At 37.7% G+C, this 23,563-nt stretch carries 19 protein-coding genes; 12 read left to right on the top strand and 7 right to left on the bottom strand.

The window, feature by feature from the left end; translation table 11 throughout:
• Positions 1–45 precede the first annotated feature (45 nt).
• Together ACT6XC_RS06730 and ACT6XC_RS06725 are read left to right on the top strand one after the other, a co-directional pair.
• Complete coding sequence (locus ACT6XC_RS06730; RefSeq protein WP_443741260.1) at positions 46–717, top strand: HAD family hydrolase; 672 nt, start codon at positions 46–48, stop codon at positions 715–717.
• A 157-nt stretch (positions 718–874) separates the two neighbouring features.
• Positions 875–4,585, top strand: coding sequence for a SpiroCoCo family coiled-coil protein (locus ACT6XC_RS06725; protein ID WP_443741259.1), 3,711 nt, complete (start codon positions 875–877; stop codon positions 4,583–4,585).
• Positions 4,586–4,675: 90 nt separating this feature from the next.
• Here the strand turns inward: ACT6XC_RS06725 and ispF are convergent, their stop codons facing one another.
• On the bottom strand, positions 4,676–5,998 hold the full coding sequence (gene ispF / locus ACT6XC_RS06720) for a 2-C-methyl-D-erythritol 2,4-cyclodiphosphate synthase (RefSeq protein ID WP_443741258.1): 1,323 nt from the start codon (positions 5,996–5,998) through the stop codon (positions 4,676–4,678).
• Positions 5,925–6,587 carry a CarD family transcriptional regulator gene (locus ACT6XC_RS06715; protein WP_443737375.1) on the bottom strand — a complete coding sequence of 221 codons (663 nt, stop codon included), beginning with the start codon at positions 6,585–6,587 and terminating at the stop codon, positions 5,925–5,927. The genes ispF and ACT6XC_RS06715 overlap by 74 nt, the downstream gene beginning before the upstream one ends.
• 246 nt (positions 6,588–6,833) lie before the next feature.
• Between ACT6XC_RS06715 and ACT6XC_RS06710 the strand changes: the two genes are divergently transcribed.
• The 3 genes from ACT6XC_RS06710 (at position 6,834) to ACT6XC_RS06700 (ending at position 9,294) form a co-directional block, all read left to right on the top strand.
• The gene (locus ACT6XC_RS06710) at positions 6,834–7,388 is read left to right on the top strand and encodes a hypothetical protein (protein ID WP_443737374.1); all 555 of its coding nucleotides are present in this window, start codon (positions 6,834–6,836) and stop codon (positions 7,386–7,388) included.
• Positions 7,389–7,628: 240 nt separating this feature from the next.
• Positions 7,629–8,657, top strand: a complete 1,029-nt coding sequence (locus tag ACT6XC_RS06705; protein ID WP_443741257.1) for a methionine ABC transporter ATP-binding protein — start codon at positions 7,629–7,631, stop codon at positions 8,655–8,657.
• Complete coding sequence (locus ACT6XC_RS06700; RefSeq protein ID WP_078930567.1) at positions 8,641–9,294, top strand: methionine ABC transporter permease; 654 nt, start codon at positions 8,641–8,643, stop codon at positions 9,292–9,294. Before ACT6XC_RS06705 ends, ACT6XC_RS06700 begins: the two co-directional genes overlap by 17 nt.
• A gap of 105 nt (positions 9,295–9,399) precedes the next feature.
• Here ACT6XC_RS06700 and ACT6XC_RS06695 read toward each other — a convergent pair whose 3' ends face one another.
• The 3 genes from ACT6XC_RS06695 to ACT6XC_RS06685 all read right to left on the bottom strand — a co-directional run bounded on the left by ACT6XC_RS06695 (position 9,400) and on the right by ACT6XC_RS06685 (position 12,601).
• Complete coding sequence (locus tag ACT6XC_RS06695; RefSeq protein WP_443741256.1) at positions 9,400–10,926, bottom strand: DUF5312 family protein; 1,527 nt, start codon at positions 10,924–10,926, stop codon at positions 9,400–9,402.
• An 80-nt stretch (positions 10,927–11,006) separates the two neighbouring features.
• Entirely contained in the window at positions 11,007–11,813 is an 807-nt protein-coding gene (locus tag ACT6XC_RS06690) for a helix-turn-helix transcriptional regulator (RefSeq protein WP_443741255.1), read from the bottom strand.
• A 398-nt stretch (positions 11,814–12,211) separates the two neighbouring features.
• Positions 12,212–12,601 (bottom strand): desulfoferrodoxin family protein, encoded by a 390-nt coding sequence (locus tag ACT6XC_RS06685; protein ID WP_443737370.1) that lies wholly within the window; start codon positions 12,599–12,601, stop codon positions 12,212–12,214.
• A 176-nt stretch (positions 12,602–12,777) separates the two neighbouring features.
• Here ACT6XC_RS06685 and ACT6XC_RS06680 point away from each other — a divergent pair, with 176 nt between their 5' ends.
• The 6 genes from ACT6XC_RS06680 to ACT6XC_RS06655 all read left to right on the top strand — a co-directional run bounded on the left by ACT6XC_RS06680 (position 12,778) and on the right by ACT6XC_RS06655 (position 19,779).
• The gene (locus tag ACT6XC_RS06680) at positions 12,778–13,767 is read left to right on the top strand and encodes a TRAP transporter substrate-binding protein (RefSeq protein WP_443737369.1); all 990 of its coding nucleotides are present in this window, start codon (positions 12,778–12,780) and stop codon (positions 13,765–13,767) included.
• 110 nt (positions 13,768–13,877) lie between these two features.
• Complete coding sequence (locus ACT6XC_RS06675; RefSeq protein WP_443741254.1) at positions 13,878–14,543, top strand: TRAP transporter small permease; 666 nt, start codon at positions 13,878–13,880, stop codon at positions 14,541–14,543.
• Positions 14,536–15,840 carry a TRAP transporter large permease gene (locus tag ACT6XC_RS06670; protein WP_443737367.1) on the top strand — a complete coding sequence of 435 codons (1,305 nt, stop codon included), beginning with the start codon at positions 14,536–14,538 and terminating at the stop codon, positions 15,838–15,840. Before ACT6XC_RS06675 ends, ACT6XC_RS06670 begins: the two co-directional genes overlap by 8 nt.
• Positions 15,841–15,910: 70 nt before the next feature.
• A complete protein-coding gene (gene uxuA / locus ACT6XC_RS06665) occupies positions 15,911–16,981 on the top strand; it encodes a mannonate dehydratase (protein ID WP_443741252.1) in 1,071 nt (356 codons plus the stop codon).
• A gap of 381 nt (positions 16,982–17,362) precedes the next feature.
• Entirely contained in the window at positions 17,363–18,031 is a 669-nt protein-coding gene (locus ACT6XC_RS06660; RefSeq protein WP_443738421.1) for a GntR family transcriptional regulator, read from the top strand.
• A 131-nt stretch (positions 18,032–18,162) separates the two neighbouring features.
• A complete protein-coding gene (locus ACT6XC_RS06655) occupies positions 18,163–19,779 on the top strand; it encodes a mannitol dehydrogenase family protein (protein ID WP_443741251.1) in 1,617 nt (538 codons plus the stop codon).
• 91 nt (positions 19,780–19,870) lie between these two features.
• Here the strand turns inward: ACT6XC_RS06655 and ACT6XC_RS06650 are convergent, their stop codons facing one another.
• Complete coding sequence (locus tag ACT6XC_RS06650) at positions 19,871–21,370, bottom strand: glycine hydroxymethyltransferase (RefSeq protein WP_443738419.1); 1,500 nt, start codon at positions 21,368–21,370, stop codon at positions 19,871–19,873.
• 269 nt (positions 21,371–21,639) lie between these two features.
• Between ACT6XC_RS06650 and ACT6XC_RS06645 the strand changes: the two genes are divergently transcribed.
• A complete protein-coding gene (locus ACT6XC_RS06645; protein WP_443741250.1) occupies positions 21,640–22,044 on the top strand; it encodes a hypothetical protein in 405 nt (134 codons plus the stop codon).
• A 202-nt stretch (positions 22,045–22,246) separates the two neighbouring features.
• On the opposite strand, the gene ACT6XC_RS06640 is transcribed toward ACT6XC_RS06645, so the two are convergent.
• The gene (locus ACT6XC_RS06640; RefSeq protein WP_443741249.1) at positions 22,247–23,536 is read right to left on the bottom strand and encodes a vWA domain-containing protein; all 1,290 of its coding nucleotides are present in this window, start codon (positions 23,534–23,536) and stop codon (positions 22,247–22,249) included.
• Positions 23,537–23,563 lie beyond the last annotated feature (27 nt).

Raw genomic sequence — 23,563 nt, 5'->3', positions numbered from 1 at the left:
TTTTTTCGGATTGTTCAATATTTTGCTTTTGTTTATAATCGAAGAATGTTAGATGGAATCTCTGCTGTAGCATTTGATATTGACGGAACTCTTTATTCTTCTCCTCAGTTTTATGTGCGGATAATTCCATATTTTTTGAAAAATTTGGCTTTTTACGTAAAATACAATAAAGTTCGGAAAATTTTGCATCATACTGCGCCATTGCCGGATTTTTATGAATATCAGGCACGACTTTTTTCGGAATTGACTGGACTTTCTGTTTCCGAATCAAAGAAAAAAATTCAGGAAATTGTCTACGACGGACTTATTCCATATTTTAAGAAAATAAAAACTTTTAAATATGTTGAAGAATCTTTCAAAAAAATAAAAGAAGCTGGCTGCAAAATTGCAATTTTGTCGGATTTTCCTCCGGAACAGAAGGGCGATTTATGGGGGCTTTCTTCTTACTGCGATGTAATTTTGGGAACAGAACGTCTTGGAGCATTAAAACCTTCAATTTTTCCGTTCGGAATTCTTGCAAATGAACTTAACTTAAAACCAGAGCAGATTCTTTACGTTGGAAATTCCATAAAATATGATGTCTGCGGTTCAAAAAACGCTGGAATGTTGAGTGCATACATAATGCCGTTTTGGCGGAAAATTTTTCACTGTCCTTTAAAATCTGCCGATATAAATTTTTCAAACTATCGTCAATTGACAGAAATTGTGATAAACTAATTCTGCGGAATTCTCTAAAAATTTGCTGATACAGTTTTTAGAAACTTCCAAAAATCTTTTCTGTAAAATAAATTATTCAGCTTTAACCGTAATTTTGTGCGGTTTTGAGCATTAAAACTTTTAAGATTAAAAAAAGTCTGTTTTTGGGTGGGTAAAAATGACTCTTCTTTCAATTCTTATTTCTACGGCTGTAGCTGTTGCTGTTGTCTTTGTTTTACATTCGTTGGACAGAGAAAACAATTCAATGAACAAAGTAAAACATTATGCGGATTCTCGTATCAATCAGCTTGATGAATATTTTAAGGAACAAACTTCAAAGTTGAATGGACTTTCTGCTGAATGGGACGCACATCATACTTCTGCGGCTGCTGCCGTAAAACGAATTGAAAAACAGATTACGGATTTTCAAAACATAAGCCAGAATTTTGACGGCCAGTTTGATGCAGTTACAAACATTGCAAAAAAAGTCGATGCCTACGGAAAAGTCATTCACGAACTTATGGAAATGACAGACCGTGTTGAAGAAAATCTTCAGGCGGTTAAAAAAGAAAGCGTGATTATTGAAAAACTCAATGCAAAAATCGAGTCGGGAAAAAAATCCGTTGAGGATTTAGAGAAAAAAATTCCACAGATTATCACAGAATTCAGAACAAAGAATAATGACAGTCTCAAGGTTATTGGCGCTGATATGCTTACAAAATTTAACGACAAGGCTTCTCAAATTGAAAAAAATGTTCAGACTGCGGCGGCTCATTCAGAACAGATTCTTGATAAAATTGAAAAAGGAATAAAATCTGCTTACGACAATGCGGCTCAAAAAGCACAAAATCTCGAAGATGCCGCATTCAAAAAACTTGCAGAACAGGCAAAGGTTAGGGCGGATTCGGTTATAAAAAGCGTAAATGAACGCACAGAAGAACTTTCAAAACAGCAGACTTTAAAGATTTCAGAAATTCAAAAATCACTTGAGCAAAAAAATTCTGCATTTGCAGCTTCAATAAACGAAAAAACTGAAATTCTTGAAGTCGAATTTAGAAAAAAGACAGGAGAATTTTCTTCAAGTCTGAGCGTAAAAACCGAAAATCTTTCAAAATCGCTTGAATCAAAAATTGCGACCCTCGAAAATTTGTTCCAGCAGCAGGTTTCTTCTTTCGATGAACAGATAAAGGCTTTTGCTCAAAATACAAGTCAAACGGTTGAAGAAATCAAGTCCGAATCAGAAATTAACGAAAAAAATCTTGAAAATCTCCGTGAAATTTTTGAAAAACAGACTTCAGAAATTCGTTCACGATATGGAAATTTGTACGAAAAATCGGTTACCGATGCGGACGAAAAAGAACAGGCGGCTTTTGTTCGTTTTCAGGAAATTGCAGAAAAGCATCTTAACGCGTATAAAGCTACCGTCGAAGAAAAAATCAACGCAATCGAAAAAAATGTAAATTCCCGCGTTTCTGCCTTGAATCAAGAATTGAATGCTGCGGTTGAACAGATTCAAAAATCAATGTCTGACAGTCAGACAGGAGCGGCAGCAACTGCTCAGACGATTAAAAATGCGACTGAAGAAGCAAATGAAAAACTCAAAGGTTTCCAGTCTCAAGCAGACGAAAAAATTGCAGGCATTAACAAAATGCTTAGCGACACTATGACACGCATTTCTTCGGCATACGACGCAAAGCAGACGGAACTTCTGGCAAATGTTGACAAGCAGCTTGAAGAATACCGCAATAACATGGAATACCGTTTTAATAAACTTCAAACGACGGCAAGCGACATTGATACTTTGGAAAACAATCTAAGAACCGCGCTTGAACGTACTCAAAATTCAGTTGTTTCCGACTTTAACCAGTTTTCAAAAAATCAAAAAGACCAGCAGTCTCAGTTTGAATCTGCAATAAAGCGCAATAATGACGAAATTACCACCCAAATTGAAAATCTTGAAAAAACTCTCGATTCAATTAAAGCGACCGCAAGTGACAACGTGAGTGCAACTCTTGCCGATTTTGAGGTAAAATTTGGCGACGACTTAAAAAAACGTGGAGATTCGATTACAGAGGATTTGAATTCGTGGAAAAACAGCATGGATTCCAAACTCGCTGTCCTCAGTTCTGAATATGAAAGTTCAAGACGCGAAATTGAAAATCAGCATAACGAAGAATTGAAAAATCAACTTTCTGAAATTTCTGCAAAAAATCAGAGTCAGTTGCAGAATGTGCAGTCTGGAATTGAAAATTCTGCTCAGTCCTTGCGTGCTAGAATTGACGAAATCGAACAGTCTGTAAAAAATTACACGGAAGAAAGTCGGACAAAACTGCACGAAGCAACAGAAAACCAGGGAAATTTTGTAAAAACTTCGCTCGACGCATATACTCAGCGCATGGATGGTCAGCTTGAAAAAGCCGAAAAAGATATTCAATCAAGACTTGTGGAACTTTCAGAAACTGTAAAAGCTCATGCAGATACAAACCAGAATGGAATAGATGCGATGCTTGGTGAATTCAATGTTTGGCGTGGGCAATTAAAAAATCAGTTTGATCAGGCAAAAACTATGTTCAGTGACCAGCTGAACGGCGTAAAAGAAAGTTCTGAACAGAAGATTTCTGCTTTTAAAGACGATTTGAATCAAAATATTGAAAATTTTAGAATGGAAACAAAAAACGAACAGCTTGAACTTAGTCAAACGATTGAAAATCTGAAAAAAGATGTTGAAGATTCAATTTCTTCATATAAGGAGCGTTCCGAATCTATTGTTGCACAGATGAACAAATCTTATGAGGATATGCTCAACGAAACCCAACGCCGTGTAAAAGAGCAGAGTGCAGATTCTGAAAAAGTTTTGAGGGAACTTCGTACTAAAATTCAGGAGGCAAACGAGGCGAACGACACTCATCAGGCAGAACTCGTAATGAGAATGCAGAACGATGCTGCTGATTTGCAAACTCGAATGAGCGAAATCGACCGCGAAGTAAAAAACTTCTCGACACAGATGCAGGTTTATCAAAAAGCGGACCAATTAAAAGCTCAACTTGAATCTGAACTTGACGAACTCAAAAACGAAATTACTCGGGTTGAAAATTTTCAGACGACCGTAAATGAACTGTCTGCAAGTTTTAATTCAATTCAAAATATGAACGATGATGTCAATTCTAAACTTCAGAGGTTTAATAGCGAAAAAGTTAGAATTGATGGAATTGAAAAGAATTTTGCAAAACTTGTCGAATTGAGTTCAACAATGGATCAAAAAATCGAAGAATTGAATTCGACAAGCGACCAACTTACTTCGATTCAGCTTGACGTCAGAAAATTTCAGGAAACTCTCGGAGATATTTCCAACCGTTATGACCGTCTGGAAACAAAAGGCAACCAAATCGAAGCAATTGCCGGAGAAGTTGATAAGACTTTTGACCAGCTAAAATCGTTGGAACTTCGTCTTAACGATGCAAATCGCCACGTAGACAGTTTCCCGCGTCAGATTGAAGATGTTCAGAAAAATATTGACAGTCTTGTCAGTAACCGTTCAAAAATCAGCGATGCAGTTGAGCAATTGTCGTCTTTGCAGAATATCTTGAGTGAAACGGAAGAACGTGTAAAACAAGTTCAGACAGGACGCGAAGGAATTGCTCGTACAGAAACAAGGCTCCACACACTCGAAACTGAAATCGACCAAAAAATGAACCTTCTTCTAGAAATTACAAAACAGGATTTAAAAGAAAATCCAATGCAAAAAGAAGAGGGAATTTCGCTGGCATTGAGAGAATCGGTAATTTCTTTACACAGAAAGGGCTGGTCAAACGAAGAAATTGCCAAACGCCTCAAGCGCAGTGTAGGCGAAATCGACCTTCTTGTCGAAGGCAACGGTTTTATGAATTAAAAAATTTTACTTAAAAGGTGAATTTATAGCGGACACAAAAAAGTGCCCGCTTTTTTATTGTGGCCCTTAAGATCCAGAGTGGAATCTAGCTTATTTAGAAAGCAGGCAGGTAGCCCAGACTTCTACGGCTCGGCATTGTCCTACATCTCCCAGTTTTTCTCCTGTTTTTGCTTTTACAAAAACTTGATTTTTTTCAACTTGGAGAATTTTTGCAATCGAATCGATAACTTCCTGTCTGCGCGGAAGAAATTTTGGTTTTTCGAGGGCAATTACACAGTCAAGGTTTTCGAGTTTCCAGCCTTCCGTCGTAATTTTATTCCAAACAGTCTCTAAAAGCATTTTAGAATCCGCGTCTTTCCATTTTGGATCGCTCGGAGGAAAAAATGAACCAATGTCGCCCATTCCGCAGGCTCCAAGAAGAGCGTCTGTAATTGCGTGCAAAAGAACGTCGCCGTCAGAGTGTCCGTATTCGCCAAGTTCGCTGTCAAATTTTATGCCACCAAGCATAAGATCGCGTTTGGCAACAAGTGCATGTTTGTCGTAGCCAAGACCTGTCCGAATCATTTTGTTCCCTTTGTTTGTTTCATTTGATTTTTTAGTATTTATTTCTGGTTTTGTAAAAAAATCTTCTCTATATGTAATTTTTTTATTTTTAATGTCACCGTCTACGATTTTTACCTTTCCTTCAGGAACAAATAAATCCCAAATTTCAGTATCGTCTGTGTATTCTTTTTTTGTTTTCCGGGCTTTTTTATGCGCTTCGACAAGTTCATTCAGCATAAAAACCTGAGGAGTTTGAACAGCCGTTAATTGACTTCGCACCAGATGCCGTTTTATAAAGCCATTCTCATCGATTTCGTTCTGAGTGTCTGTAGGTTGAATTCCTGGAGCAGAAGCGCCGTATTTTTGAACTGTGGCAAAAGTTGAATTGATTATTTTTTCTGAAACAAAGGGCCGTGCCCCGTCGTGTATAAATACAAATGGATTTGAATTTTTAAAATTCTCTTTTATTTTCAGCAAGGCATTAAAAACACTAGCCTGCCGGTTTGTTCCTCCTGGAACAAAAATAAATTCTGTATTGTTTGCAATTCTATTAAGTTCTTTATCTTCAAAAAGAGCGTTTTTGCATTTTTCTTCTGCGGATTTTAAAAGTTCTAGATTTTCTTGATCCGGAAAAGTTACAACCACAATAGAAAATGGCAAAGTTCTTAAAAAAACCTTTACAGCGGTAGAAAGTACGGTTCCAGATTCAAGAGGAAGATATTCTTTTTTAATGCCGCCCATCCGGCTTGAAGAACCAGCAGCAACAACAATCAGTGCCAGTTCTTCGTTTGAGCGGTTAGTCTTCGTCATCATCTCCGTCATCGTCTGAGTCAGAATTGTCAGATACTTCGGAATCGTCAGAGTCATCATCGTCGTTCATAGAACTTGAAGAGCCTCCGAGTTCATCTCCAAATTCGTCATCATCATCGTCGTCGTCAATCTGAATCGCTTTCTTTTCGTGAAGAGCATTGAGCGGTTCGAGCTTTGCATGGAGCATGGATTCAACTTCTTTTGATGAAATTCCAAGCGCAATTGCAATTTCGTCTGCTAAAAGCTTGCGTGCGGTATCGTAAAGTTTGCGCTCCTGAATCGGTAATTCTTTTACCTTTGAGCGATGATAAAGAGTGCGGACAATATTTGTAATATCTTCAATACTTCCTTTTTTTAGGAGGTTCAGATTGTCCTGATAGCGCTGTTTCCAGTCAGAAGTGACAGATTCTACTGGCTGACCTAAAAGTTCAAGTGATTTTTGAGCATCGTCAGCAGAAACAATTTTTCTAAGTCCAAGTTTTTCAGAATTTGCAACTGGAACCATTACAATCATATCCGAAACTTCAAGATAAATTCTGTAATACTGAACGGTCAAGTCGCCGTTTTTTCTTTCAAAAATTTCTTTGATTTCACCAACACCCTGCGAAGGGTAAACTATTTTTTCATTAAGAGAAAATTGTGTACTCATAGTAAGTTATTATATCACAAAATTTTATAAAATGGAACATCAAAAAAAATCAGTTTTTGGCAAAACTCAACTCAAATTAAAAAAGATGAAAAAAAACTGTTTTTATTTAAAAGACATGTTAATATTTAAAGCAAATCTGCAACGAATTTTATATGGCGACAGTGCTGTATAAGAGCGTTATGGCGGATAAGAAGAATATCTATTAAGCGGACTCCCGCACTGGGGCGCTTCCGAAGGAGAAAAAAAATGAAAACTATCAAAAATTTTTCAATTGTATTATTGGCATTATTTGCTTGTTGCTTTACAAGCTGCGTTTCAACACAGGCTGAACCGTCTGCATTTGAATCACAGACAGGTGTAGCAATAGTTGTTCCAATGAGAGTATTTACCTGGGTAAAAGCTGATGGGGCAAAAACATTTATGAAAGATTATTCATCTGGAAAAATTACGTTTGATTATTCAGAAGAAAATGATTTTATCGTAAAAGCAGAGAAAGTTGATGGAATCTTAAAAACGACCTGGGGAAAACAATTTACAGATAATGGAGAGAATATTCGTTCCCTTATAATAACCGCATTTATTTCTTCATGTTATTCAATGGACAATAATAAAGATAGCATCGATGCGGCTTTTGATGTAATGAATCAGATTTTTTCTGATAATATGTATGCAGCGCGAATCGATTCCTTAATGCCAAGTTTAAAAAATGGTCTTGATGCATATAAAAAGAAAACAGACTGGGCAAGTTATAAAGCAGAATATTTTTCTATAGAAGACAATACTTTTATTGTAAAAAAGTAAATCTATTATAAAAATATAAAATAGAATATAAAAAATGTGTTTGCGATGGTGAAATATTATCGTATAACACATTTTTTTTACCAAAAACTTTTTCGCAGTTAAAATCTACTGATAAGCGCCTGTTCGTATTTTTAATTCCTTGCGCAAAACTCTTTCGCGATTGTGATTTTTTTTCAAAACCTGTAAAATACTTAAATATTTCTAAAAAAATCAGTTTTGTTATTTTATTCAGGAACAGTTATGGTTATTGAATTAAAAAATCTTGACAAGGTTTACAGTGGAGAAAATTCGCCTGCGGTCCATGCCGTAAACAAGGTGAATCTTCGTATTCCTTCAAATCAGATATTTGGAATTATAGGAAAATCAGGCGCTGGAAAATCAACATTGGTTCGGTTAATAAGTCTTTTGGAAAAACCTGATTCTGGAGAAGTCTGGTACGACAACAAAAGAGTTGATAATCTTTCGGCAAAAGAACTGATTGCCCGTCGTCGAAGAATTGGAATGATTTTTCAGAATTTCAATCTGTTTTCGAGCCGTACAGCCGAACAGAACATTGCTTATCCTTTGGAAATCTGCGGAACACCAAAATCAGAAATAAAAAAACGGACCGCAGAACTTTTGGAACTGGTTGGGCTTTCGGATCGTGCAAAATCGCCTGTAAGTAAACTTTCGGGCGGACAAAAACAGAGAATTGCGATTGCACGTGCGCTTGCGAATAATCCAAGCATTCTTTTTTGCGACGAAGCAACTTCCGCCCTCGATCCTCAGACCACTCAACAAATATTAAACTTAATCCGCGAAATTCAGAAAAAAATGAATCTCACGGTTGTTATGATTACTCATCAAATGGAAGTTGTGCGAGACGCCTGTTCTCAAGTTGCAGTTGTGCACGAAGGTCAGGTTGTTGAACAAGGTAGCGTAGAAGAAATTTTTATAAGACCAAAAACAGATGTTACAAAGGATTTCCTTTCAAGAATTTCTTCTCAACAGGAAGAAAACAAAAAAGAATTTGTTCGCTGGAGTTTAGACGGCGGTCAATACGAACTTCATTTTATCGGCGACAAAACCGATTCTACAACACTTTCTCAACTGGCAAAAAAATTTAACATCGACTTTAACGTGCGTGCTGGAGGAATCCAGTCGGTTCAGGGCAAAAAAGTCGGAAAAATGCTGGTCGATTTTATTGGCGAAGAATCAGAAATAAGCCGTGCAATAGAATATCTTAATAAAAACGGTATCGAGGTAGAAAAAAATGGCTCAAATATTTGAATTAGTTGGAATTTCAACTCTCCAGACCCTGCAAATGGTGTTTTTTTCGACACTTTTTGCCGTTATAATAGGTTTTCCGCTCGGAATTCTGCTTTTTATAACAAGTTCGACAGGAATTATGCCAAAACCACTCTTTAATATGGTTTTAAGTCGCATAATCGACGTTTTGCGTTCTTTCCCTTTTGTAATTTTAATGATTGTCCTTCTTCCGTTTACGCGTTTTGTTCTAGGAACCGCAATTGGAACTTCTGCAACGATTATGCCTCTAAGTCTTGCTGCCGCACCTTTTGTTGCCCGTGTGATTGAAACCGCGCTTATCGAAATTGATCCTGGCGTAATTACCGCGGCCCGAGCAATGGGCTCAACAAACTGGCAAATTATCCGAAAAGTTTTAGTGCCGGAAGTTTTGCCGTCAGTAGTCAGCGGAATTACACTTACAATCATCAATTTGATTTCATATTCAGCAATGGCTGGAACCTTGGGCGGTGGCGGTCTTGGAGATCTTGCAATTCGTTACGGGTATCAGCGCTTTAGGACAGATATAATGCTCGCTTCCGTAGTTGTAATAATTTTGCTGGTTGCTTTGATTCAGTTTGCAGGAACAAAACTTTCAGAAAGAATTCTTAAAAAAAGATAGAAAAAGGGCGCCACCCGCTTTTGCGGGTCGGAGTACTACAGGCTCGGTAACCCTCGGTGCCTTGCACCGGCTTTGCCGCCTTCCGTATTCCTGGCGCATTGCAGTTTATTGCAGTTCATTTTGCATCAACTGAACAAAAAGATATATTTTTTTGTAAACTTCTACACCAAGTTGGTTAATTGGATGTTCTGCAAAACGATCTAGTTCTTTCCAGTTCATAACGATTTCGCCTTTCGGCTTTTGATGGTCTTCGATTACAGACTTTAAAATCTTTGCAAAACTGATCATGGATTTTGTCGTGTTTACAAGATATTCTCTTGCCAAAGAGTTTATGTCGCGCAAAGTTGTTTTGATAATGTTATTAGCCTCTCGGTCTCGGTCTGCCCGTGGCAAAAGTGTCTTTATTTTTATTCCGATTTCGGCTTCTTCGTTTAATTTTCCGTCAAACTGCGTAATTTCATCGCTTGCTTCAAACATTTGGTGGTAATTGTTGCTCATTTCTGTGGAAAGTTCTGGCAAAGTCCATTTTCCGCGGATTAAAACAAGGTCTGCATATTCCCGCACATCGCGCTTTACAAATTCAACAAGAAAGGCTTTTAAATAATTCAACGGCTTTGCATATTCAAATCTTCCAAGATTTTTTCGTTCAAGCGGAGCGCTTCCAGCTTCCGTATAATTTTTTAAAATAACAATCGAATCTGTGTTAAAAATTTGCACCAAAAGACTGTCAATTTTTGAATTTTTCTGCTCGTTTTCAAGTTTTTTTATAGTGTTTGTAGCCTGAGTTTTTGTTGATTCGATAAAGGATTCTACAATGTGTTCCTGTTTTACAGCAGAATCGGTTACGTACGCTGGATTTTTTGTTGTAAGTTCAATCATCATGTCAAAAACTCGTGTATCCCGCAGTTGCTTTAACTTTTGTACGATTTTGTTCCACTGGTTTGGTTTGACAGGTTCAACGCCACGTGTAGTTTTAAACATTGTCATTAAATCGTCCCATTCTTCGTTCAATGGCAATGAATTTAAAATTTCTGCAAAATTTTTAAGGTCTTCGGCAATGTAAGCGCCTTCGATTGATTCAAGTTTTGGGGCACGGTTAAATTCGCCTTCTCTCAACGTTGAATCAAATTTTTTTAACAGAAAATAAAAGTCGTAAAGACAAAAGGATTTAAACCCAACGAGTTTTGTGTAAAGAGAATCAATCGAATTTATTTTGTCAGAGTCAAATTCTCCCAGAAAATTTTCAAGATCCTGCTTTAATTTTACCTTTAATTTTTCAAACGGCACATTTTTTGAAAAGGCCAAAATCGACTCTTCAGAAAAATTTTCTGATAGTTTTTTTTGGGATTCTGTCAGAGAAAAATCAATTACAATGTTTTTATAAAAATTAGGATTCGGCTGATTTTGAAAAAACAACTGGGCTGGAGAAATTATCTTGTAAATGTCGTAGAAAAACTTTCCAAACTGAGGAAGAACCTGGTCGGAACCAGCCTTATAAAATTTATAACCTGAACGCGAAAGGTTTTTTGCAATAATTTTTAATTGTCTGTTTTTTTCGGCTTCCGGATCGTTGCCACCAAAAATTGAAGAAATGAGTTTTTGGAAAAAAGACAGTCCTGAATTCTTTGTCATACTTTAAATATGAATAAATCAAGGTTATATGTCAAGTTGCTTCAATAAAATAAACTTGATATATATTTAGATATATGTTTTTAGCCAATCGTGTATTGAACGAGCAGAAGGCGTAAAAGTTCACGGTTTTTTACGCCAAAAAGTTTATAAAGGTACTGCATTTCTTTCTTTATGGTTGATTCGCTTGTAATAAGTTCTTCCGCAATCTTTTTAAAATTGAAGTTAGTGCTTAGCGTGTAATAGATGCACGAAATCTGTCTTTCTGAAAGTCCCATTTCTTTTAAATTAAGCACAGAACCCTTTGGTGGTAATGTGATTTCTGGAGCAAGTCCAGGAACATCAACATCTTTAAAAAGAAAACTGAGCCGTTCTTGCAACATAAAATACAAAAGAAAGTAGCATCCCATTTCAAAAGAGGCAAAGGCAACATAATAAAATATGTCTGTAAGGGAATTTCTGTATTCAAAAGAAATCATGCTTATAAGAATTACCGCAGCGACTGCAAATTTTATCTTAAAGTGCGATTTTGCATATCCTCCAGCACAAAAAAATGCAAAAAAGTTGATGTAAAGTGTAATTCCTACAACTGGAAAACCTGTAAAAATAAGGTTTACTGTTTCGATCAAATACAAGAAGAACAAAAAACAAACTTGATTAGGTATAAAAAGATAAACGATTGTAGCTACAAAAGTAAATATATTAGTTGCAGGAACTAATATATTTGTGTAAGGATAAAAAAAAGACTCGGTAAATGGAGGGTGATCTACGCCCTGGTAAAAATTATTGAATGTTCCAATGGCTGCAAAAATCATGCCGAGGATATCGAGTACCTTATAAGGTTTTAATTCTTTTTTTGTATAAGTTCGCACATTTTTATTATAAAGCATACGAAAAAAAACTCAAGTATTACGTCTTTTTATCCAATATAATGGTATCTTTGGATACTTTTCGGGTATCTTTGGATAAATCGTACAAAAAACGAGGATCAAAAGTTCATTTTTTTGTAACGATTTGTTATACTTCTTAGTGTAAGGTAACTTAATTTGTTTTACAGCAAGCAAAGTTCGGAGAAAAAATGTAAAAAAGTTTCGGAGGAGAAGTTTTTTGTAATTGACAGCAGATTGGCTTTTGTGTGTGGAGTTTTTTCAATCTTAAGTCGTATAAGGTTTCTGTGTATGCGGAAACCTTATTTTTTTTATATGCACCTTTTTTACATAAAAAAAACTGCCCGGAAAAGCAATTAACGCTTTGTATCCAGACAGTTTGTTTGAAATAAAAATCAAAATTACCTGACTGTATATTCGGTTTTCCATAGCTTGTGCAGATTGCAATATTCGTAAGCTGCTATGATTTTTTCGTCTGGAAGAATTACAAATTCGGCTTCAGGCTTGTCTCCCGGATTCAGCATTTTCTGCTGAATTCCCTTGTCTGTCTGAAGGAGTATCCATTCGATGTAGTGTTCTGGAAGCGAAGGATGGAGAGTTTCTCCGACTGTTACTGTAATTTTCTGTTTGTCAGCGGTTACAACCGGAAGGTGTTTTTCTTTTGCACCGTCTGTTGTTCCTGGAATAAGCGGTTTCATAGGTTGTCCGCAACATATTGTTTCGACTCCAGAATCTTTTACGATTGAGATGATTTTGCCGCAATGCGGACAATAAAAGAATTTCAATTGCATTTTTTACCTCCTGATAAAAGTATTCTATAACTTAAGGATAACACGTAAAAAAAATAGTGAAAGTTTTTTTTTAGAATTTGTTAAAAAAGTGTTTGACAAAAAAAATTAATGGCTCCACAATGATATTGACTGATATTTTAGTATATTAGTTGACAAGATTTTTGGAGGAATTCAATATGAAAAAAACTTTAGTTGCTGCAACTTGCGCTTTGCTTGCTGCTGGATTGGCTTTGACAGGATGTAAAGAAAAGAAAGCCGAAAAAATGGTTCTCCGTTATGCAGAAAACCAGGCTCAGGATTATCCGACAACAAAGGCTGCGTACAAATTTGCTGAACTTGTAGAACAGAAGACAAACGGAAGAATTCACATTGATGTTTACCATGGCGGACAGTTGGGTGATGAAAAAGCCGTAATTGAACAGCTTCAGTTTGGTGCTATTGACTTTACACGTGTTTCTATTTCGCCATTGAGTGAATTTGAAAAATCGCTCAACGTTCTTCAGCTTCCATATCTTTATAAAGATGCTGCTCAGATGTGGCGCGTTCTTGACGGTTCAATCGGAGAAAAATTCCTTAACTCAATGGACAAAAACAATTTGATAGGTCTTTCTTGGTTTGATGCTGGTGCCCGTAACTTCTACGATTCAAAGCGCCCTATTACAAAACTCAGCGATATGAAAGGCCTTAAGATTCGTGTTCAGGAATCTCAGCTTATGATGGGAATGGTTGCCGCTCTTGGTGCAAGTGCTACTCCTATGGCTTACGGTGAAGTTTATTCTGGACTTCAGACTGGCGTAATCGACGGTGCAGAAAACAATTGGCCTTCATACGACTCAGTTTCTCACTACGAAGTTGCAAAGTACTACGTTCTTGATGAACATACTCGTGTTCCAGAAATGCAGCTTGTTTCTAAACTTACTTGGGACAAATTCTCTGATTCTGACAAGGCAATTATCAAGGAATGTGCTGAAGAATCTGCAAAACTCGAACGTGAGCTTTGGGCTGCTAAAGAAAAGGTTTCTGAAGAAAAAGTTCGTGCAGCAGGCTGTACAATTACAGAACTTGAACCTGGAGAAAAAGAGAAATTCCAGGCTGCAATGGCTCCTCTGTATGCACAGTTTGGCGCTGGTTACGAAGATGTAATCAAAAACATTCAGGCTCAGTAATTTTTTAATTGAATAAAGGGCAGGTTTTGTCAGAAAGACGGACTTGCCTTTTTTGGATTTTTTTAACTGATATTTTAGTATATTAGTTGGTTTTTGAAAAAGGTTTTATTATGGTTTCCATTGTTGAAAAAATAAAGAATTTTTTTGCATCTGCTTCAGCTGAAATTTGCAAACCTGAATACAACGTTCTTGAAAAAATAGTTTCTGGCATAACTTTTGTTTTTGACTGCATTTACAGAGTTCTGCTTGAATTTTCAAAACTTGTTATCCTTGTAATTGTAATTATTGTAAGCTGCCAGGTTTTTGGACGGCTTGTCCTCCATAATTCGATTATGTGGTCAGAAGAAGTTTCTCTTCTTTTGATGATTTGGACAGCATTTATTGCAATGGCAATTGGTGTTGAAAAAGAGCTTCATATTGCCATTACGCTGTTTTTTTCTATGTTTCCAAAAAAAGTTCAGTTTGTTATTTCAAAAATAAACACTCTGGCAACAATTTTCTTTGGATATATTCTTCTCGTTTATGGAATAAAATTAGTAAAGATGACTTGGGTAAGTACATTGCCTGCAACCCAATGGCCGGCTGGAACTGCTTACTGTATGATGCCTGTTGCTGGAATTTTTATTATCTATTTTGCGCTTACGGATTTATTCGGTTTAAAAAAATATCGTCATTTGCTTATTGAAGGCGAAAACGCTTCTGATGAAAAAACTGACCAACAGATTATTGAAGAAATGCGTGCCAGCAAAAATGATGGAGGTGAAACAAATGTATGATCCAACAGTAGCTATCTGGCTTTTGCTCGGAACTTTTGTTCTGTTTATTTTAATAAAAATGCCTGTAACATTTGCTCTTGCCGTTTCTTCTTGCATTACTTTGGTTTATGTAAGAATTCCTCTTATGGCATTTATTCAGCAGATGGGAAAAAGTATTAACTCGTTCAGTTTGATAGCGATTCCGTTCTTTATTCTTTCGGGCGAAATTATGGGTGCCGGTGGAATTTCTGACCGTCTTTTGCAGGCTGCAAATGCGATTGTAGGCCGTTTCCGAGGCGGACTCTCATACGTGAACGTTCTTGCCTCAATGTTCTTTGGACATCTTTCAGGCTCGGCTGTAGCAGATGTTTCTTCTCTCGGCTCAATTGAGATTCCAATGATGGTAAAAGGAGGCTACGACAGGGATTTTTCTGTAGCAGTTACCGTTGCAACTTCTTGTCAGGGTGTTTTGATTCCTCCAAGCCACAATATGATTATTTATTCTGTTGCTGCTGGCGGAGTTTCTGTAGGCGCTCTCTTTATGGCAGGTCTTCTGCCAGGAATTACTCTCGGAATTCTCTTCCTTGTCGTATGTGCGATTATGAGTATTGTCCGCCACTATCCAAAAGGTGAAGCAATTGGTTTTAAACAGGCGTTAAAGATTTGTCTTGATGCAATTCTTGCTTTGTTTACTGCTGTAATCATTTTGGTTGGTGTAACAGCAGGTTGGTTTACTGCGACAGAATCTGCGGCGATTGCCTGTATTTACTCATTCATAATTTCGGTTTTTGTTTATAAGGAATTGAAACTTTCAATGATTCCGAAACTTTTGATGAACACTGTAAAAACTTTGGCAATGGTTTTCTCTTTGATTGCGGCTGCTGGCGGATTCGGTTACCTTTTGGCTTTGCTTAAAGTTCCGACAATCATTACTACCGCTCTTCTTTCAATCAGCCAAAATAAGGTTGTTCTTCTGCTTTTGATTAACATAATGCTTCTTCTTCTTGGCTGTATTATGGATATGGCTCCGCTTATTTTGATTGTAACTCCGATTATTGCGCCTGTTGTTCATAATGTTGCAGGAATGAGCCTTGTTCAGTTTGGTGTAATGCTTATCTTTAACCTTGCAATCGGACTTTGTACACCTCCTGTTGGTTCTGCGCTGTTTGTCGGCTGCGGTGTTGGAAAAATCAGCATTGAAAAAACAACAAAAGCTATGGTTCCGTTCTATTTGACGATGATTGCAGGTCTTTTGCTTGTAACTTTTGTACCTGATATTTCTCTCTTTCTGCCAAAACTTTTGGGATACGCAGTGTGAGTTTTTCAGGTTGTCTTGATTTTTGAGGCGACCTGAAAAAAATGAAAAATTTTTTGACGGAGAATTTTTTATGGAAATGACTTTAAGATGGTACGGACCTGGTTTTGATTCCGTAACATTGGAACAGATAAGACAGATTCCTGGAGTAAACGGCGTAATTACAACTTTGTATGATTTACCAGCCGGTGAAGAATGGACTCGTGAGCGTGTAAAAGACCTTAAAAAAATAGTCGAAAAAGCCGGATTAAAAATATCTGGAATCGAAAGCGTAAATATTCACGATGCAATAAAAATTGGAAGTTCAGACCGCGACAAATATATTGAAAATTATATTAAATCGCTTTCCGCCCTTGGCGAAGAAGATATTCACATGGTCTGCTACAATTTTATGCCGATTTTCGACTGGACACGCACTGACCTTGCAAAAATGCGTCCAGACGGTTCGACGGTTCTTGCATACGATCAGAAAGTTGTGGATTCGATTGATCCGCAGACATTTTTTAACAATACAACTGATAATTCAAACGGTTTTGTTATGCCTGGCTGGGAACCTGAACGACTTTCAAAAGTAAAAGAACTTTTTGAAGCCTATAAAGATGTTACTGCCGAAAAACTTTTTGAAAATTTGGTTTATTTTTTGAAGGCGATTGGACCTGTCTGCGAAAAATACGATATGAAGATGGCAATTCATCCTGATGATCCTGCCTGGCCTGTTTTTGGACTTCCGCGCATTATTACAGGAAAAGAATCGATTCTAAAAATGCTCAAGGCTGTTGATAAGGAGTATAACGGTCTGACTTTCTGCATGGGAAGTTTGGGAACTAATCCTAAAAACAATTTGCCAGAAATTATGCGTGCTTGCAAAGGAAGAATTCATTTTGCGCATGTAAGAAATCTGCATCATTTTGCACCAGGAGTTTTCGAGGAAGCCGCCCATCTTTCTTCTGACGGGAGCTTTGACATGTACGAAGCTGTAAAAACTCTTTACGAAATTGGTTTTGAAGGACCTGTCAGACCAGATCATGGCCGTACAATCTGGGGTGAAAAATGCATGCCGGGCTATGGACTTTATGACCGTGCGCTCGGAGCAATGTACATTCAGGGATTGTGGGAAGCTGTGGAAAAATCGCAGAAAAAATAGCGAAAGCTAGCTAAAGCACACGTCCTGCCTGTGGCAGGGATTTTGCGTGCAAGCACGCTGCGAGTTTTGTTAGCACAAAACTCGGGTATTGAATTGTGTGCTAAAGCACACGTCCTGCCTGTGGCAGGGATTTTGCGTGCAGGCACGCTGCGAGTTTTGTTAGCACAAAACTCGGGTATTAAATTGTGTGCTAAAGCACACGTCCTGCCTGTGGCAGGGATGGGAGCCACGCGAAGCGTTCAAAACTGGCGGCGGTTTTTCTGCCGCTGGTTTTGAATGTAGCGAATAGCGTAATGGCGGACAGCCCGGTTTTTGTGCAGTGGAACGGAACAAAAAGCCACCCGAATATGAAAAAATTGGCTGTAATTTTTGGAGAATATTATGAAAAAGCAAGAGAGTTCTGTTTATGAAGTGTTGAGAGAAAAAATTCTTAGTTTGGAATTAAAACCTGGGCAGGAACTGAACATAAATCAACTTGCAAAAGAAATGAATGTTTCTCGTTCTCCAATCCGTGATGCTCTTTTAAGGCTTTCTCTTGATAAATTGGTTGATGTTTTTCCTCAAAAAGGCACTCGTGTTGCTTTTTTGGATAAAGATATTATTAAGCAGGAAAGGTTTTTGCGTATTACGCTTGAACTTGGTGTTCTGAAAGTGTTTATGAAAAGTCTTGACGAAAATAAACGGAAAATCTGCGCTACAAAATTGCAGGCGCTTCTTCTTGAACAGCATGCAAGTCTTTTGGATGGAAATAAAAAAGCTTTTATGCAAAAAGACGATGAACTGCATTACTTTTTTTATGCTGAAACGAAAAATGAATGGCTTTGGAAAGTTCTTGATTCGCACACAGGAAACGACCATCGCATAAGGATTTTGAGTTACAATGCCGACAGAATTGCGAACAGTGTGGAAAAAGAGCATATTGAGCTTGTTAAGGCGATTGAAAACGGAGATACGGAACTTGCCAGCAAGATTGATGAAGAACATATGCAAGTTCTTTCTGATTTGCTTGAAGAAATGAATAAAAGTTATCCTGAATACTTTAACGTTTAGTTAATTTTTTGCGAAATTTGAAGTTTTGAAAGAATAAAGACAAAAAAAATAAAAACGAGAAAAACAGACTGTTAGTTGGACAGTTGAATATAAAAGGCAATTTGCCGCGAATGTTTTTGGAGGATTATTTTATGAAACTGAACTTAAATGAAATTAAAGACGGTTCAAAATGGAACGGCTACAAACTTCCGGAATTCGACCCGAAAAAAATTGCAGAAAATACAAGAAAAAATCCTGAATGGATTCACTTTGGAGCAGGAAATATTTTTAGAATTTTTCCCGCGGCCCTGGCCCAAAAACTTTTGAACGAAGGCTTGATGAATACTGGAATTATTGCCGGCGAATGCCACGATCCTGAAATTGTTGAAAAACTTTTTAAGCCGCATGACAATTTGACTCTCGGAGTTACGCTAAAAGCCGACGGTTCTATCGAAAAAGAAATCATTGCTTCTGTCGTTGATTCTGTCTGTGTTTCTCCTGAATTTAAGGATGACTGGGAGACTATGCTTGTGGCATTTAGAAATCCAAGCCTTAAAATGCTTTCGTTTACGATTACAGAAAAAGGTTATGCGGTTACTTCTCCAGACGGAAAATTGCTCGGACAGTATGAGCATGATTTTGGCAATCCGCCTGAAAAAGCAGAGATGTTCTTGTCTAAACTTACAGGACTTTTGCTAGAACGCTTTAATGCCGGAAAACTTCCTCTTGCCTTGGTTTCTATGGACAACTGTTCGCACAACGGAGAAAAACTTTCGGCCGCTATTTTTAAAATTGCAGAGAATTGGCAGAAAAACGGTTTTGTTTCTTCTGAATTTGTTGATTATCTAAAAGATGAAGCAAAAATTGCATTTCCATGGACAATGATTGATAAAATTACGCCTCGTCCAAACAATGCGGTTGCCGAAATGCTAAAAAAAGATGGTTTTGAAGAAACTGAGCTGATTGTAACTTCAAAAAATACTTACTGCGCAACTTTTGTAAATGCCGAAGAAACTCAGTATCTTGTAATAGAAGACAAATTTCCGAATGGTCGCCTGCCTTTGGATAAAGCCGGAGTTTATTTTACAGACCGCGAAACTGTGAATAAAGTCGAAAAGATGAAAGTCTGCACCTGTCTAAATCCGCTTCACACCGCTCTTGCTCTTTCTGGCTGTCTTTTGGGATTTGATTTGATTTGCGACGAAATGAAAGACAAGGACCTTAAAAAAATGGTCGAAACCTTGGGCTATAAAGAGGGGTTGCCGGTTGTAGTTGATCCAAAAATTATAAAACCGAAGACTTTTATCGATGAGGTAATCGAAAAACGCCTGCCAAATCCGTTTATGCCAGATACTCCGCAGAGAATTGCAACTGATACTTCACAAAAACTTTCGATTCGCTTTGGGGAAACCGTAAAAGCATATCTTGCAAATCCAGAACTCGATGTAAAAGCTCTGAAAATCTTGCCTATGGTTTTTGCGCTCTGGCTTCGCTATCTTCTTGGAATTGATGATACTGGAAAAGAATTTGAACTTTCTCCTGATCCGCTTCTTCCAGATGTAAAAAATGAACTTGCAGAAATAGTAATCGGCAAAAATGATGAATCTGAAGTTGAAGAAAAAATCAAAAAACTGTTAAAAAATGAAAAGATTTTTGGGTTTGACGTTGTTTCTTCTGAATTGTACGGAAAAGTAAAATCTTACTTTATGGAAATGATAAGTGCAAACGGAAAAGTCCGCGAAGTGATTTCGCGCGCGGTTGAAAACTAAAACTCTTTTTGCAAAAAAAAAAGGCTATGTGGCAAGGTTTTAAACTTATCGCATAGCCTTTTTTATTGTAGTTAATTCAATTTTTAGTGAATTATTTTACAAATTCTTTCTTTAAGAAGTCCAAGTCGAGTTCTGGATAGAGAACAAATTTGCCCAAAAGTGCCTGAACGCGTTTTGAAGCGGCTTCTTTTACGTTTTCGTCCATTACAATCTTGAGTTTTGCAGGTTTTCCGTCTTTTGTTACGCCTGGTTTTGTTCCTTTAAGAACCATGTCGATGATGGCTGCAACTTCGTCCATCTCTGACTCTTTCATGCCAAGTGTTGTGAGGGCAGGAGTTCCGAGACGGAGACCAGAAGTGTACCATGCGCCGTTTTTGTCGTAAGGAAGAGCGTTTGCGTTTGTTGTTACGCCAGCCTGGAAAAGTGCCGCTTCCGCCTGTTTTCCTGTAAGACCATAAGAAGTAATGTCTGCAAGCATGAGGTGGTTGTCAGTTCCGTTTGTCTGAAGGTGGATGCCGAGGTTCTGGAGTGCTTTTGCAAGTGCCTGCGCGTTTTTAACAACCTGATGTGCATAGTCCTGATAAGCTTTAGAATTAGCTTCTTTGAGGGCGATTGCTTTTGCTGCCATTACATGTGGTAGTGGTCCACCCAATACCATTGGACAGCCTTTGTTTACGTAATCTTCAAATTCTTTTTTGCAGAGAATCATAGCGCCACGTGGTCCGCGCAAAGTTTTGTGTGTTGTTGTTGTAACAATGTCTGCCCATTTTACAGGATCAAAATCGCCTGTGAATACTTTTCCTGCAACAAGACCAGCAAAGTGAGCCATATCTACCATCAAAACTGCTCCGCACTTGTCTGCAATTTCGCGGAATCGTTTGAAGTTGATCGCGCGAGGATAAGCTGAATAACCTGTCAGAAGAATGAGAGGTTTTACTTCCATTGCTTGTTTTTCGATTGCGTCGTAATCGAGAAGACCTGTTTCTTTGTCTACTCCATATGGATGACTTTCAAACATGCGTGCAGAAATATTCATCTTGTAACCGTGAGTAAGATGTCCGCCACAAGAGTAGTCAAGGCCCATGAGGCGCTGATTTCCAAAGCGGTGGCGGAGTTCGTCAAACTGTTCTGCAGTGAGGTCGTTTAAAGATTTTACGCCAAGTTCCTGCAAAGTTGGAGTTTCTACTTTTGCAGAAAGAATTGCCCAATAAGCAACAAGGTTTGTATCTGCGCCTGAGTGTGGCTGAACGTAAGCGTAGTCTGCACCAAAAAGTTCTTCTGCTTCATGTGCCGCTGTGTTTTCTACGGCATCAACGTTTACACAACCACCGTAATATCTGTGTTCTGGGTAGCCTTCGGCATATTTGTCTGTAAGAAGATTGCCCATTGCTGCCTGAGTTGCAAGAGAACTGTAGTTTTCTGAAGCAATCAATTTTAAGTGGCTGCGCTGATTTTCGATTTCGTTTACAACGTCTGCGGCGATTGAAGGATTTACAGATGCAACCTGCTGAAGGTTTGCAACGTAAGCTGTCATTGCAACGTTTGGTTTTCCGTTACAAGAAGAAAGATAGTTTTCCAATGGTGTAGCCATTTTTCGCTCCCATAAAAAAAGGCATAACGCCTGCAACAATCCTTTAGTCACAGTCATCGTGCCCATTTTTGCATAACAAAAAATTTTAGAATAATGATATTAAAATTCTACTATTTTATCAATTGAATTTTGTCTTATTTGCCAATTTTATCTTATTTTCTTGATTTTTGCGCAAACTTATTCGCCTTGTGTAACTATTGCAAGCGAAAAAATGTTTTTTATGTAATTTGATTGTTTACAGTTTTTAAAAATGATATAGTGAGAATATTATGAATAAAAAAATGAATTGTACAGTCGGCAGTTTTGCTGCGATTTTTTTAATTTTGCCGTTGTTTTTTTCTTGCGGTTCTGTGCCTAAAGAAATTCCAGAAATGACTTCGCAGGAATTGATTCAAAATGGACAGACGAATTTTGAAAACGGAAATTACAAAGCGGCTCTTGCTTATTACAATACCGCTGTTGAGCGTTTTTCCGATTGGGCAAATGTCTATATTGAAGCCCGTTATGAAATCGGACATGTTTTTATGAAGCAGAAAAAATACAATCTTGCAGAGCCAATTTTTAACGAGCTTTTGGACATTTATAAAAATTCAACGCCGGGAACTTATCCTGCCGCTTATAAAAAACTTGCAGAAATTGAACTTGCAAAAATTCCGCACAAAAAGGCTGAATAGATTTTTTGCGAAAAACTTACGCCCGATCGTAGCCATGCGAAGCAGCAGGTGTGATTGTTTTTATAAATTCGTTTTATAAATAAAGAAAATTTTTGCCGTTTAAAAAGCGGGTTAAGAATAACAAATAATTAACACCTGCCGAGGGCACTGAGTGGCGAAGAGCGGGATAGACCGTGCAATGCCGTCCAAATTCTTATAATCCTTATCTTCCGCGCGCGCTTTTGTCGTCTGGAACGATAATTGCGTCAATTACGATATTTGTTGATTTTGCTGTGTCGGCAACGAGTTGTTTTGTGTATTTTCCTGTTCCTCGTGGAGTTGGATGCGGTTCTGCGTCTCCAATCAAAATGATTTTTCTGTAAGCGTCTTTTCGCCATTTGTAAAATGTTAGGCTTGCAAAAAGTGCTTCGTAAACGGCTTCTGGAATGTCGCCACCTTCGTTTCCGTAAATTACAAAACTGTTGAGGTTTTTTGTAAAGACATTTATGTCTTTTGTAAATTCGTAGCGTTTTACTGGAAGCCCCATGAGCCTGTAAGTGTCGTTGTAGTCGCGGTAAAGCAGCAATCCGATTCTAAAATCTCCAAATTGTTTTATCTGTTCTGTCAGGCGTGGAATCCATTCTTCACGGAGTTTTTGAACGTCATCTTTCATGCTGCCTGTTGTGTCGATTGCAAAAACAACGTCAACCTTATTTTTTGGCGAAATTCTTTCAATACTTGCAGTTATGTCGTCTACGATTGAATCCGGACCTTTTGAAAAGCACATTTGTCCGCCGTTAAAATTTGCAATGTCGTTAAAACTTGCTGCTGCAGCCGGGTTGTAGTCGTCTGTAAGCACAATCGGCTCTTTGACTGGAGGTGGCAGTTCTTTTGGTTCTGGCAGCGGCTGAGGAGCAGGTTCTTGTTTTTTTGCTGGAAGCTCGACTTTTTTTTCTGGATTTTTTCCGAGATCGAACATAAAAGGGTTGTCCAAAAATGTTCCTGTGTAGTCGCCGTATTTTTTTGAAAAACTGCGAATGTTGATGAAAGTTCCGCGGTTGATTTTTAATTTTCCGTGGCGCGACCATTCGTAACCGTATTCGATTTCTGACGGAATATAAATATGAAAGGCTTGTCCAAACTGCTCGTCTGCCTGAGGCGTTGAGTCGATGAGAGAATATTTTGCAAATTCTGATTTTAGAGGTTTGCCGTTTAAATAGCGGATTTCGTCTCCGTTTATTGAATTGTATTCGAGAGCGCGGTAGGCGTAATTGTCCTGTGTTCCTGACGGATCTTTTGTCGTTTCGGTGAGCATTATCGATTCAATTCCAGGCTTTTTTCTTATATAAAGATGATACCCTTCTGCATTTTCAAAATTTTTATTGTTTTCGTAAACGAGACGAATGTCGCTTTCGGTTATTAAGAGAGAGGAAGTTTGTGCTGGCGATGTCTGCGCAAAAATTCCGAAAAATCCATAAATTATTATAAAAAAAGAAAATGCAATTTTTTTCATATTTTTAATATCGGAACTTTCATTTGT

This window comes from Treponema berlinense, from assembly GCF_052273165.1.
GTDB classification, from domain to species: Bacteria; Spirochaetota; Spirochaetia; order Treponematales; family Treponemataceae; genus Treponema_D; species Treponema_D berlinense_A.
Note: the sequence above shows the minus strand (reverse complement) of the source record. Positions and strands in the feature narration are given on the sequence as shown.